The sequence below is a fragment of the Modicisalibacter tunisiensis genome (assembly GCF_020148005.1).
GTDB classification, from domain to species: Bacteria; Pseudomonadota; Gammaproteobacteria; order Pseudomonadales; family Halomonadaceae; genus Modicisalibacter; species Modicisalibacter tunisiensis.
The window spans coordinates 2,743,593-2,756,100 of record NZ_JAGXFD010000001.1 but is presented as its reverse complement, the minus strand read 5'-3'; the positions used below and the strand labels follow the sequence as shown (position 1 = coordinate 2,756,100).

11 protein-coding genes and 2 pseudogenes are annotated in these 12,508 nt (G+C 66.3%); 11 read left to right on the top strand and 2 right to left on the bottom strand.

The window, feature by feature from the left end; translation table 11 throughout:
• The first annotated feature begins 56 nt into the window (after nt 1-56).
• The 3 genes from hisD to KGQ91_RS12960 are packed head-to-tail and all read left to right on the top strand — an operon-like array spanning nt 57 to nt 3,142.
• Complete coding sequence (hisD, locus tag KGQ91_RS12970) at nt 57-1,370, top strand: histidinol dehydrogenase (protein ID WP_224421143.1); 1,314 nt, start codon at nt 57-59, stop codon at nt 1,368-1,370.
• 1 nt (nt 1,371) lies between these two features.
• On the top strand, nt 1,372-2,133 hold the full coding sequence (locus tag KGQ91_RS12965; protein WP_224421142.1) for an SDR family NAD(P)-dependent oxidoreductase: 762 nt from the start codon (nt 1,372-1,374) through the stop codon (nt 2,131-2,133).
• A 19-nt stretch (nt 2,134-2,152) separates the two neighbouring features.
• Nucleotides 2,153-3,142 carry an alcohol dehydrogenase catalytic domain-containing protein gene (locus tag KGQ91_RS12960; RefSeq protein ID WP_205596290.1) on the top strand — a complete coding sequence of 330 codons (990 nt, stop codon included), beginning with the start codon at nt 2,153-2,155 and terminating at the stop codon, nt 3,140-3,142.
• 83 nt (nt 3,143-3,225) lie between these two features.
• On the opposite strand, the gene KGQ91_RS12955 is transcribed toward KGQ91_RS12960, so the two are convergent.
• The gene (locus KGQ91_RS12955; RefSeq protein WP_224421141.1) at nt 3,226-3,951 is read right to left on the bottom strand and encodes a GntR family transcriptional regulator; all 726 of its coding nucleotides are present in this window, start codon (nt 3,949-3,951) and stop codon (nt 3,226-3,228) included.
• A 409-nt stretch (nt 3,952-4,360) separates the two neighbouring features.
• On the opposite strand from KGQ91_RS12955, the gene KGQ91_RS12950 reads away from it, so the two are divergent.
• The 6 genes from KGQ91_RS12950 (at nt 4,361) to KGQ91_RS12925 (ending at nt 10,274) form a co-directional block, all read left to right on the top strand.
• On the top strand, nt 4,361-5,344 hold the full coding sequence (locus KGQ91_RS12950) for a tripartite tricarboxylate transporter substrate binding protein (protein WP_224421140.1): 984 nt from the start codon (nt 4,361-4,363) through the stop codon (nt 5,342-5,344).
• A 66-nt stretch (nt 5,345-5,410) separates the two neighbouring features.
• Nucleotides 5,411-6,922, top strand: coding sequence for a tripartite tricarboxylate transporter permease (locus tag KGQ91_RS12945; protein WP_224421139.1), 1,512 nt, complete (start codon nt 5,411-5,413; stop codon nt 6,920-6,922).
• Nucleotides 6,912-7,394 carry a tripartite tricarboxylate transporter TctB family protein gene (locus tag KGQ91_RS12940; protein ID WP_163650569.1) on the top strand — a complete coding sequence of 161 codons (483 nt, stop codon included), beginning with the start codon at nt 6,912-6,914 and terminating at the stop codon, nt 7,392-7,394. Before KGQ91_RS12945 ends, KGQ91_RS12940 begins: the two co-directional genes overlap by 11 nt.
• A gap of 17 nt (nt 7,395-7,411) precedes the next feature.
• Nucleotides 7,412-8,341, top strand: a complete 930-nt coding sequence (locus KGQ91_RS12935) for a hydroxyacid dehydrogenase (protein WP_163650570.1) — start codon at nt 7,412-7,414, stop codon at nt 8,339-8,341.
• Entirely contained in the window at nt 8,338-9,342 is a 1,005-nt protein-coding gene (locus tag KGQ91_RS12930) for an Ldh family oxidoreductase (RefSeq protein ID WP_163650571.1), read from the top strand. The genes KGQ91_RS12935 and KGQ91_RS12930 overlap by 4 nt, the downstream gene beginning before the upstream one ends.
• A 167-nt stretch (nt 9,343-9,509) precedes the next feature.
• A complete protein-coding gene (locus KGQ91_RS12925) occupies nt 9,510-10,274 on the top strand; it encodes an aldolase/citrate lyase family protein (RefSeq protein ID WP_163650572.1) in 765 nt (254 codons plus the stop codon).
• Between the two features lie 72 nt (nt 10,275-10,346).
• Here KGQ91_RS12925 and KGQ91_RS12920 read toward each other — a convergent pair whose 3' ends face one another.
• A complete protein-coding gene (locus tag KGQ91_RS12920) occupies nt 10,347-11,342 on the bottom strand; it encodes a YjbH domain-containing protein (RefSeq protein ID WP_263479101.1) in 996 nt (331 codons plus the stop codon).
• A 41-nt stretch (nt 11,343-11,383) separates the two neighbouring features.
• Between KGQ91_RS12920 and KGQ91_RS12915 the strand changes: the two are divergent.
• Together KGQ91_RS12915 and KGQ91_RS12910 are read left to right on the top strand one after the other, a co-directional pair.
• Nucleotides 11,384-12,108: pseudogene (locus KGQ91_RS12915) on the top strand (IS5 family transposase); the annotation flags it as partial.
• A 240-nt stretch (nt 12,109-12,348) separates the two neighbouring features.
• A pseudogene (locus KGQ91_RS12910) lies at nt 12,349-12,508 on the top strand (helix-turn-helix domain-containing protein); the annotation flags it as partial.

Here is a 12,508-nt window from a genome sequence, read left to right as displayed (position 1 = left end):
TGAAGCGGTCCTCACGGAGGGCGCCACGACCACAACAAGCACGAAGGAGAACGGCAATGGCTATCGATTACTACAAGAAAGCGGAGAAGAATGCCTCGACGGGTTATGACCAGACCCAGGAGATCGTGTCGCGGATGCTGGCCGAGATCGAGGCCGACGGCGAGGCGAAGGCCAAGGAGTACTGCCAGAAACTCGATGGCTGGGAAGGCGACGTGGTGGTCTCGCGCGAGCAGATCGAGGCGGCGAAGGCCAAGGTTCCGGAGCAGCTCAAGGCCGATATCCAGTTCGCCTACGAACGGGTGTCGCGTTTTGCCGCGGCGCAGCGCGACAGCATCCGCGAGTTCGAGACCGAACTTTCGCCGGGCCTGTTCGCCGGGCAGAAGCTGATCCCCATGGAGACCGCCGGCTGCTACGTGCCGGGCGGGCGCTACGCGCACATCGCCTCGGCGATCATGAGCGTGGCGACGGCCCGAACCGCCGGGGTCAAGAACGTCATCGCCTGCTCGGTGCCGCGCGACGAGAACGGCATCCATCCGGCGATCCTCTACGCCATGGATCTGGCCGGCGCCGACACCATTTTGCAGATGGGTGGCGTGCAGGGCATCGCCTCGATGGCTTTCGGGCTGTTCACCGGCAAGCCCGCCGACATCCTGGTGGGGCCCGGCAACCGCTTCGTCGCCGAGGCCAAGCGGCAGTTGTTCGGTCGTTGCGGCATCGACATGTTCGCCGGGCCCACCGAGATCGGCATCATTGCCGATGACTCGGCAGACCCGCATATCGTCGCCACCGACCTGGTCGGCCAGGCCGAACACGGTCCGGATTCACCGGCCTGGCTGTTCACGACCTCGCGTGCGCTGGCCGATGCGGTCAGCGAGCGGATTCCCGGGCTGATCGCGGATCTACCGGAGACCCAGTCCAAGGCCGCCGATGCCGCCTGGCGCGATTACGGCGAGATCGTGATCTGCGACAGCCGCGAGGAGGTGGTCGAGGTCAGCGACCGTTACGCCTCCGAGCACCTCGAGCTGCAGGTCGAGGATCTGGACTGGTGGGTGGCGAAATTAACCAGCTACGGGTCGCTGTTTGTCGGCGAGGAGACCACGGTCGCCTTCGGCGACAAGTGTTCCGGGACCAACCACATCTTGCCCACCAAGGGGGCGGCCCGCTACACCGGCGGCCTGTGTGCCCAGAAGTTCCTCAAGATCGTCACCTACCAGCGCCAGTCCCGCGAGGCGACCCGCGACGTGGCGGCGACGACCGCGCGGCTGTCGCGCTGCGAGGGCATGGAAGGGCATGCGCGGACCGGCGACGTGCGTCTGGCCAAGTACTATCCCGGCGAGCACTTCGATCTGGTGATCGACGAGGAGGTGTGACATGCGCCCGGCCTTCGATCTCACGGGGCAGGTGGCGCTGGTCACCGGCGGCAGCAGCGGACTGGGTCGGGGCATGGCCCAGGCGCTGGCCGCGGCCGGGGCCGCGGTGGTGGTCGCGGCGCGGCGGCGAGCCGCGCTCGACGACACGGTGGCGGCCATCGAGCAGGAGGGCGGTCGTGCGGCCGCCCTGGTCGCCGATCTCGCCGATGCGGCCGCACTCGAGAGCGTGGCACAGCGCGCCGCCGAGCCGTTCGGCCCGGTCACGGTGCTGGTCAACGCGGCGGGGGTCAACCTGCGCCAGCCCATCGACGAGGTGGACCTGGCCAGCTGGAACCTGACCCTGCAGCTGCATCTGGGCACGCCGTTCTTTCTCGCCCGGGCCCTGGTGCCCGGCATGCGCGAGCGTGGCTACGGGCGCATCATCAACCTGGCGTCGCTGCAGTCACAGCGCGCCTTCCCGGACAGTGCGCCCTACGGCGCCGGCAAGGGCGGCATCGTCCAGCTGACCCGGGCGATGGCCGAGGCCTGGTCGCGGGACGGCATCAACGCCAACGCCATCGCTCCCGGCTTCTTTCCCACCGAGCTGACCGCCTCGCTGTTCGACGACCCGGAACGCGCCCGCGAACTGGCGGCGCGCACCGCGATCGGCCGCAACGGCACCCTGGAGGATATCGCCGGGCCCACGGTCTTCTTCGCCTCGCCGGCCTCGGCCTACGTCACCGGGCAGACGCTGTTCGTCGACGGCGGCTTTACCGCGCGCTAGCGACTCACTGGAGGAACACATGATGCAAGCGCTTTTCTATACGGGCCCCGATCGGCTCGAGATCCGCGAGACCGAGGTGCCGCCGCTGGCTGCCGGCGAGTCGCGAGTGCGCATCCTGGCGACCGGGATCTGCGGCTCCGACCTGCATGCCTACCACGGCCACGACCCGCGTCGGGTGCCGCCGATGATCCTCGGTCACGAAGCGGCCGGCGAGGTCATCGAGGGGGCGCTGGCCGGCAAGCGGGTGACCATGAACCCGCTGGTGGTCTGCGGCCACTGCGACTACTGCCTCGAGGGCCGCCAGAACCTGTGCAGCAACCGCACCATGCTGGGGATGAACCGGCCCGGCACCTTTGCCGAGAGCGTGGTGGTGCCGGATCACTGCCTGATCGAGCTGCCCGAGGACCTGGAGCCGGTGGCCGCGGCGCTCACCGAGCCGGCGGCGACGGCGCTGCACGCCATCAACCGCCTGGAGCGCAGCCTCACCCGGCCGCTGGCCGAGGCCAATGCGCTGGTGATCGGTGCCGGGGCGGTGGGGCTGCTGGTCGGCCTGATGCTGCGCCAGCGCGGCGTGCGTCGGCTGACCCTGGCCGACACCAACCCGCTGCGCCGCGAGACCGCCGAGAAGGCGGGGCTGACGGTGATCGACCCGCGCGACACGGCTGTCGACGCCGACAGCGTGGAGGCGGTGTTCGACTGCGTGGGGGCGTCGGCGACACGCGCGATGGCGATACAGGCGGTGCGCCCGGGCGGGGCCGTGATGCACCTGGGCCTGCAGGACAACGACGGGCCGCTGGATGTGCGCAGCCTCACCCTCAAGGAAGTCACCTTTCTCGGCGCCTACACCTACACGCAGAACGACCTGCGGGCGACGGTCGACCTGCTGGCGTCCAGGGCCCTCGGCAACCTGGAGTGGGTCGAGATCCGCCAGCTCGCCGACGGCGCCGATGCCTTCGCCGACCTGGCCGCGGGGCGTACCGCCGCCGCGAAGATCGTGCTTACCCCCTGAACTCGCCCCGCGCCTTCCTTTCACTCACGACACACGGCCGCCGGCAACGCCCGGCGGCCGCGTCATTGGATTCATTCTCGATGCTACAGCCGGCTGGCATAGCAGTACTCATTTGTCGCCAGCCGCGAGATGCGCAGCTCCAGCGGCTGGTCCTGATAGTCCTGGGCGACACGGCGGATCTCGATCAGCGGCTCGCCGGGTTCCACGCCCAGGTGGGCCACGTCCTGAACGTCGGCACGCACCGCCACGAGCTGCTCGTCGGCGTGGGCGACGGTGGCGCCGAACTGCTGTTGATAGAGCTGATAGAGGGTATTGGGCAGCACCTCGGGCTGATGCTCGAGCGTGGCGAAGGTGCCGGCATCCAGCACGATGGTCTCGAGCAGGGTCGGCTTGCCTTCCAGCTCGCGAATGCGCCGGATATGGATCACCTCGGCGTCCGCGGGGAGCTGCAGCGCCGTGGCTTCCTCGTCCGTCGCCCGGCGGCGCGAGCGGCCCAGCACCCGGGAGACCGGCAGGCTGCGCTCACCGTCCCGACGTACCACGTTGAAGAAGCGGAACAGGGCCCGGTCGGCATCGTGGGTGGCCACGGCGGTGCCCTTGCCCTGGCGACGGACCACGACGTTGTCGGCCACCAGTTCGTCAAGCGCCTTGCGCAGGGTACCGACGCTGACGTTGTAGCTGGCGGCCAGCGAGGCCTCGCTGGGGATGAAGGTCCCCGGCGGCCATTCGCCGGCGGTGATCCGCTCGAGCAGCAGGTCCTTGATCTGCCGGTAGAGGGGCTGAAACGTGGGGCTTTTCGGAGCACTCATGTTGGAGGGGGCCTGGGTCGTCCTTGGCGATGAGGATGTGTCGTGGGCCGAAGTATACCGGGGAAAGGGCATGCCGACATCTCCTTGACTGTTTTATATACTATGTCATATACATGAGTTGCAGGCGAGGTAAACCGCTTCTCCCTCACGGCACCATGACGGCCTCGTCTGGCGAGAACAGCATGGCCTTGAGCAAAAAGGCCGAGGGCGTCTAGACCAAAGAACGGTATCGACAGACAGCGCGGCGAGGCCGGAATGCGTAATACTGGGGCCGGTCCGCCGCCAACCGAGAACGACAAGAGCAACACCGCGCATCGCGACATGGCGATGGGCGATGTGTCGCCGGGCCCGCGGGCTCGCTCCATACCGAAGCACAACAACAGCAACAAACCGAATCGGAGACCGAAACATGCGCCAGACACGCTTCAAGACCTGGAAACTGGGTGCCCTCATGGGCGGGCTGCTCAGCGCCGCCGCCATCGCCGGCCCTGCCATGGCCGCCGATGCGGGCTCCTTTCCCGATCACAACATCCAGTACATCATTCCCTTCGGCCCGGGCGGCGAGTCGGACATCAGCGCCCGCCTGCAGCAGAAGTACTTCCAGGACATCACCGGCCAGCAGCTGATCATCCAGTACATGGCCGGTGGCGGGGGTGCGGTCGGCTGGTCGCAGCTCAACGAGATGGATGGCGATGGCTATACCATCATGGGCACCAACCTGCCGCACATCATTCTCAAGCCGATGGGCAAGGACCCGGGTTTCAAGACCGAGGACCTGAAGAACTTCTTCTACTTCCACTATTCGCCGGACGCGCTGATCGTCAAGAAGGACAGTCCCTACAAGACCCTCGATGACCTGATCGCCGCCGCCAAGAAGGCGCCGGGCAGCGTCACCGTCTCGGGCAGCGGGACCCAGTCGGCCAACGACATCGCCAACCGGCGCTTCGAGTCCATGGCCGACGTCAAGACCACCTACATCCCCTTCAAGGGCACCGGGGCGGCGGTCACCGCGCTGCTCGGCGGCCAGGTGCAGGCCGAGTGGGGCTATACCACCACCGCGGCCAACCACAAGGACAAGGTACGCATGCTGGCGGTGGCCGCCGACGAGCGTCATCCGCTGTTCCCGGACGTGCCGACCTTCAAGGAGCTCGGCTACGACATGACCGGCGGGGCCTACCGCGGCATGGCGGTACCCAAGGGAACGCCTGAGGACGTGACCGAGAACCTCTCGAGCCTCTTCCAGCAGATCAACCAGAATCCAGAGTTCCGTCAGAAGATGGAAAACCTGGGCTTCGTGCTGATCAATGTGCCCTACGGCGATGTGGATGAGTTCATGGCCGAGCAGAAACAGGCCTACGAGGAGGTTGCACGCAGCATGGGCATCATCGAATGAGCCAATCGGTAATTCCTGGAAAACGGTACTCCGACCTCGAGGGTTATCCTGTACGGAGGTAGTTCTATGGAAAACTTGAGTTTCATGATGGTGGCGTTCTCCCCAATAAACTTTCTACTCGCTGTATTGGGTGTTGCCGCGGGGATCTTCATCGAGGCCTTGCCGGGACTATCCGCCACTATGGCGGTGGCGGTGTTGGTACCGGTCACCTTCGGCATGCCGCCCGAAGCCGCACTGATCATGCTCGGGGCGATCTATACCGGCGCCATCTATGGCGGCTCCTATGCTGCCATCCTCGTCAATACGCCGGGCACTCCAGCGGCGATCGCCACGACATTCGACGGCTATCCTATGGCGCAACGTGGTGACGGTGATCTGGCGGTTACCCTCTCTACGATGTCCTCGATGGTCGGGGGGCTAGTGGGGGCGTTAGCGCTTTTGACACTGGCGCCGCTTCTGGCACAGGTTGCGCTTAAATTCGGATCCGTCGAGTATTTTTGGTTGGCAATCTTCGGACTGACCCTGATTTCTGCATTATCGGAAGGCTCCGCTCTCAAGGGCTTCATCGGCGCCGGGCTGGGGCTGCTGCTGTCGACGGTCGGCGTCTCGGTGATCGGCGCTGATATCCGTTACGCGTTCGGCTCGCAGTTCCTGCTCGGCGGGGTGGAAGTTATCTCGGCGCTGATCGGTCTGTACTGCATCCCGGTACTGATCGACCTGGTGGCCACACCCAGCGCTCACCTGGAGCCGCCCGAGGAGGGGCGCGGCATCCGCTTCGGCGAGGGGCTCTCGCTGATGTGGCGGGGCAAGTTCAATGCCCTGCGCAGCGCGATCATCGGCACCGCCGTGGCGATCCTGCCGGGGGCCGGCGGCTCGATTGCCAGCCTGGTGTCCTATTCCGAGGCCCGGCGCACCTCGCCGCGCAGTGACCAGTTCGGCAAGGGCGAGCCGGACGGCGTGATCGCCACCGAGACCGCCAACAATGCCACCGTCGGCGGCGGTTTCATCCCTACCTTCGTGCTGGGCATTCCGGGCACACCGCCCGACGCGGTGATCCTGGGTGCGCTGCTGGTCCAGGGATTCCGCACCGGGCCGGAGATGTTCACCACCAATGTCGGCGTCACCTACACCTTCATCGGCGGGCTGTTCATCGCCACGTTGCTGATGCTGCCCATCGGGCTGCTGATCGGCCGTTATGCCTTCAAGTCGATCGTCAGCATCCCCAAGGCACTGCTGGTGCCGAGCATCGCCTTCATGACCATCATCGGCACCTACGCCATCCGCAACAATCCCTTCGACGTGGTGGTGATGGTGGTGCTGGGCGTGGTCGGCTGGGTGCTGTCGCGCTACGGCGTGAAGCCGTCGCCGATCGTGCTGGGGCTGATCCTGGGACCGATCGCCGAGCAGGGCTTCGTCCAGGGCTACCTGATGGGCAATGCCTCCGGCTCGGTGATGGGCGCCTTCTTCGGTCGGCCGCTGTCGTTGGCGATCATCGCGCTGGTGCTGCTCTCGGTGCTCTTCCCGCTGTGGCGCGCCTGGCGCACCCGTTCACCCAAGGAGACCGCCAATGGCCACTGACCACGAAACGTCGACGCTCGACGCCCGTCCGTCGGATCGCGTGCTGGCCGTGGTGATGATCGTCATCGCTACCGGGGCGATCGTCTTCAGCCGGGACATGTCGATCATGGCCAGCGTCTTCCCGCGCACCATCGCCACGCTGCTGCTGGTCTTCAGCGCGGCGTTGCTGATCAAGAGCTTCGTGGTCCATCCGCGGCGTGCGCGGCCCGAGCCGGGCAGCGTCGGCCGGCGCCTGGGGCTGATCGCGGTGATGCTGGTCTGGAGCTTCGCGCTCAAGTGGCTGGGCTTTCTGGCGGCGAGCCTGATCAGCGCCGCGGCGCTGGCCGTGCTGGCGCATTACCACGCCTGGACGCCGCGACGCGTCGGGGGCTACGCCATCGCCCTGGCGGCCATTATCGGCGCTTTCTACACCCTGTTCGCCGTGGTGCTGAACGTGCCGCTGCCGGTGGGCCTGCTGTGGCGTCAATTGTGATTAACGAGGAAAACGGCATGACGGATGTGTTGATCAGTGAGTTCATGGACGAGGCGGCCGTCGCGGCCCTGGCGAAGGATTGCGAGGTCACCTTCGACCCGACGCTGGTGGAGGAACGCGAGCGTCTGCTGGGGCTGGGGCAGGGTGTGAAGGCGCTGATCGTGCGCAATCGCACTCGTGTCGATCGTGAACTGCTCGATCGGTTCCCCGACCTGACAGCCGTGGGGCGGCTGGGGGTCGGGCTGGACAACATCGATCTCGATAGCTGTCGCGAGCGGGGCATCGAGGTACTGCCGGCGACCGGCGGCAATACCGTGTCGGTCGCCGAGTACGTGCTGACCGGTATCTTCATGCTGCGTCGCGGGGCCTATCTGTCGACACCGCGGGTTCTCGACGGTGAATGGCCGCGTCAGGCGCTGATGGGACATGAAACCCAGGGTGCCGTGCTGGGGCTGGTGGGCTTCGGTGGCATTGCCCGGGATCTGGCGCGGCGTGCCCAGTATCTGGGGCTGCAGGTGATGGCCTTCGACCCCTTCGTGGCCGAGGACGATGCCGCCTGGGCGACGGTCGGGCGCGTCGAGCAACTCGAGACGCTGCTGGAGAAGGCGGATGCCGTCAGCCTGCATGTACCGCTGACCGAAGGCACGCGACACCTGATCGACGCCGCGGCGCTGGCGAGGATGAAAGCCGGCAGCGTACTGATCAACACGGCCCGTGGCGGCATCGTCGATGAGGCGGCCCTGGCGGCCAGCCTGAGCGAAGGCCACCTGGGCGGGGCGATGCTCGACGTCTTCGAGAACGAGCCGCTTGCTGCAGGCTCGGTGCTGGCCGGGGTCGAGGGGCTGATCGCCACGCCGCACATCGCCGGGGTCACCCACGAGTCCAACACCCGCATCAGCTGGATCACCATCGACAACGTGCGCCGCGCGCTGGGAGTCCCCGCATGAAGACGCAACTGACGCTGGACGAGGCGCAGGCTCTGGCACACGATGCGCTGCTGGCCGTCGGTGTTCCCGAGTGGGAGGCCGGTGTCTGCGCGCGCGCCCTGCTGGACGCCGAACGCGACGGCCTGCCGTCTCACGGGCTGTCGCGCCTGCCGTTCTACCTGGCCCAGGCGCGCAGCGGCAAGGTGGTCGCCGATGCCCGCGCCCGGGTCGACGTCAAGGGCTCGGTGATTCGGGTCGATGCCCGGCACGGCCTGGCGTTCCCGGCGATCGCCCGCGGCGTCGAACGGGCGATCCCGCTGGCCCGCGAGCTGGGCATGGTCGCGGTGGCCATCGCCCAGTCCCATCACTTCGGTGTTGCCGGAGCGCCGGTCGAGCAACTGGCGCGGGAAGGGCTGGTGGCGCTGGCCTTCAGCAATGCGCCCTCGGCGATGGCCCCCTGGGGCGGCAAGCGGCCGCTGTATGGCACCAACCCGATCGCCTTCGCCACGCCGCGGGCGGAGGCCGACCCGCTGGTGATCGATCTCTCGCTGTCGAAGGTCGCCCGGGGCAAGGTGATGTTGGCGAAGAAGGCGGGGGAGTCGATTCCCGAGGGCTGGGCGCTCGATACCGAGGGCCGGCCCACCACCGACCCCGATGCCGCCATCGCCGGCAGCATGGTGCCCGCGGGGGATGCCAAGGGCGCAGCGCTGGCACTGATGGTGGAGCTGCTGACCGCCGGGCTCACCGGCAGCCACTTCGGCTTCCAGGCGTCTTCCTTCTTCGAAGCCGAAGGGGAGCCGCCCGGGGTCGGCCACCTGATCCTGGCCTTCGATCCGGCGCATTTCGGCGAAGGTTACACGGCCCATGTCGAGACCCTGCTGACGGCGATGCTCGAGCAGGATGGCGTGCGCCTGCCGGGCGCTCGTCGCTATGCCACGCGTGCGCGTCATGCCGAGCGCATCGAACTCCCCGCGGCACTCGTCGAGGAGCTCAGGGCCTATTGTGGAACGCCGGCCGATTGAGTTCGGCGGCAGGGCGGCGTCATCGGCCCTCTGCCTGAACGCCTGAAGCATCGGCTGTTCGCTCTCGCCATTCCGAACGTCTTGTGTATGCTTGCATGACAGGTTGTGTGACGTGACGGTCATTGACGCCGTCACGTCGGGAAATCCGGGATGGGGAGAGATGAACGATGCAAATGGGCGAAAATGACTTCAAGCGCCGGCTTAGCGCCGGCGACGTGCTTCACGGGATCTGGCTGGGGCTGGCGAGCCCTTATGTGGCGGACATGGCGGCCACGGCCGGCTTCGACTGGCTGCTGCTCGATGGCGAGCACGCGCCGAACGATCTGCAGAGCCTGCTGGGGCAGTTGCAGGTCATGGCCGCGCATGCGAGTCACCCGGTCGTGCGCCCGCCGACCGGTGACCCGGTCCTGCTCAAGCAGTATCTGGACATCGGGGTGCAGAACTTCCTGATCCCCATGGTCGAGGATGCCGAGCAGGCCGCGCGGCTGGTCGCCGCGACGCGCTATCCGCCCGCGGGCATTCGCGGGGTCGGCAGCGTGCTGGCGCGGGCCTCGCGCTGGGGCGAGATCGAGGACTATGTTGCCCGGGCCGATGACGAGGTCTGCCTGATCCTGCAGGTCGAGAGCCCGGCGGCACTGGACAATATCGAGGCCATCGCCGCCGTGGAGGGCGTGGATGGCCTGTTCATCGGCCCGGCGGATCTCTCCGCCGCCATGGGCTACCCGGGGCAGCCGGACCACCCGGCCGTCACGCGGGCCATCGACGACGCCATCCGGCGCATTCGCGACGCCGGCAAGGCCGCCGGCATCATCACGCTGGATGACGCCCAGGCCCGGGCCTGGCGGGACGCCGGCTGCACCTTCGTCGGCGTGGGCGTCGATGCCCTGCTGCTGGCCGGGGCGATGCGCGAACTGGCCCGGCGTTACCGCTGAGGAGGCGCTTGCCGGTCGTCCATGACGTGCGGGCTCGCGGCTGACCGGCGGCCATGGACGAGCGAGGTTTCGCTACGGCTCCATGATCGTCCTGGCGTCTTCCCAGTAGCTGCCCATGTCGCGCTCCTGCGTCAGGCCGTAGAGGGAGTAGCGCCGGGCGAGACGCGCGCCACCGTCCCGGGTCAGTGGCTGCCAGGCAATGGTCGAGTAACCGCGGCTGGATTCGACGAAGAACGCATCGAGCGGGATGCTGATGTAGACACCCTTGTCGAAATCTCCTTCGCCATAGGCGTTGCCGGCATCGGTCAGGGTCACCCAGGCGCCCACGTTCACGCCGTTGGCGAACCGGCGCGACAGGTCGAGCGTGGTCCCGAGATCTCCGGCGAGATAGCGACCCACGCTGAGCTTGGCGAGCACGTCCCCGACGCCGGTCTGCAGGTAGGCGGTGGCGTGGCCGGTCCAGGTGCTGTAATCGCGCAGGTCGAAGCGCTGGTCGAAATCACGCTGCCGGACCCAGTTGAGGTCGGCGCCCAGGGCCAGCGGGCTGTTGAACGGGCGATAGAGCACCTCGCCGCCGGCACCGGCATACATCATCTCCAGCAGGCCGCCATAGCCCATCGCGTACCAGTTGCGGGCGAAATGCGTGGTGCGGGTGTACTGGAGAGTGTGGATGCCGACACGGCTGCCGGCCAGGTAGTCACCGATGTGCGTGCGCACGCGGGGCAGCTCGGAGTCGGCGATGTAGGTGTAATTGTCGAGGTTGTCGGCCAGGTTGACGCCGATTTCGCCGGATAACCAGCCGTTGGTGTCGGTGCGGTATTCGGCATCCAGGCGCGCATAGAGCTGATACAGATAGCCGTCCGGCCCACCGAGGTTCTGGTTGAGCCCCGGCGACAGGGCCCAGGAAAAGTCGCGCAACGAGGATTCGTGGAGCACTTCGCCGCGAGGCGGCGTGGCGTCGGGCCGGGTCAGGGCGGTGGCGTAAAGGCTGTGGCGATAGATCGCATCGTGGGCCGCCGACCGGCTGGCGGCGAGAAAGGCACGACGTGGCTGGATATCCTCCCGCAGCCCCAGGCCGCGGGACTGCCAGCGGTAGCGGAAGGTATCGACGTCCGCCGATAGTTTCCAATCGTGCAGCCCTGACAGGCATCCTATTCGTCCTGCGCTCGGGTATCCCTTGGGAGATGTTGCCTCAAGAGATGGGATGCGGTTCCGGCGTGACCTGTTGGCGGCGCCTGCGTGACTGGCAGGAAGCGGGCGTCTGGGAACGCTTGCATCAGACGCTGCTGGAACACTTGCAGCATGCGGATCAACTGGATTGGGAGCGAGCCTGTATGGACAGTGCCTCCTTACCGGCAAAAAAGGGGGCTCATCGATCGGCCCCAACCCGACAGACCGAGGAAGACCGGGCACCAAGCGGCACCTCCTGACCGATCGTCAGGGAGTCCCGTTGGCTGTCCTGCTTTCGGGAGCCAACATGAACGATAGTGTGCCATTAACGGCTCTGTTCGATAGCGTTCCACCGATTTCGTCGGGGCGACCGGGACGGCCTCGCCGTCGTCCCGACAAACTCCATGCGGACAAGGCGTGCGATCATCGCCGTTGCCGCCGAGCCTGTCGGCGACGTGGCATTCAGCCCCGTATTGCTCGTCGAGGTGTCGAGGATAGTCAGCGACTCGGCTGCCATCGCTGGGTTGTCGAACGAACCTTTGCCTGGCTGGGCCGGATGAGGCGACTCACCACGCGCTATGAGCGACGAGTCGATATCCATTATGCCTTTACGCTGCTGGGCTGTTCCTTGGTCTATCTGAACAAGCTTCAAGGCAGGTTTTGAAAGGCGCTCTTAATAGGTTGGGTAACTGAAACATTGTTACCGAAATGATCTGTATATATAAAATCTAATATTTTCTCGCCTTTTCCGTAAAACGCCCAGCTCGCTGGGCGTTTTACATGGCTGCCCGGTTTTGATCACGAGCGCATAAATGTAGGGGCCCGGATGATCAAATGAGTTATAGGAGTTATTCTCTGCTGGCAGCCAGAGAGCTTCTACAGCAATTCATTCGGGAGCAGGTTCATGGACATCAAGCTGCATAAGCAGGCCACCACGACACCGAAGGTCCGTGCTGAAATCCAGGCGGCACCGTCCAGCATCACGGATAGCGAGCTGGCTCGCCAGTATGGCGTCTCCCCCGCGACGATCCGGCGCTGGCGGTACCGTGACGATGTCCATGACC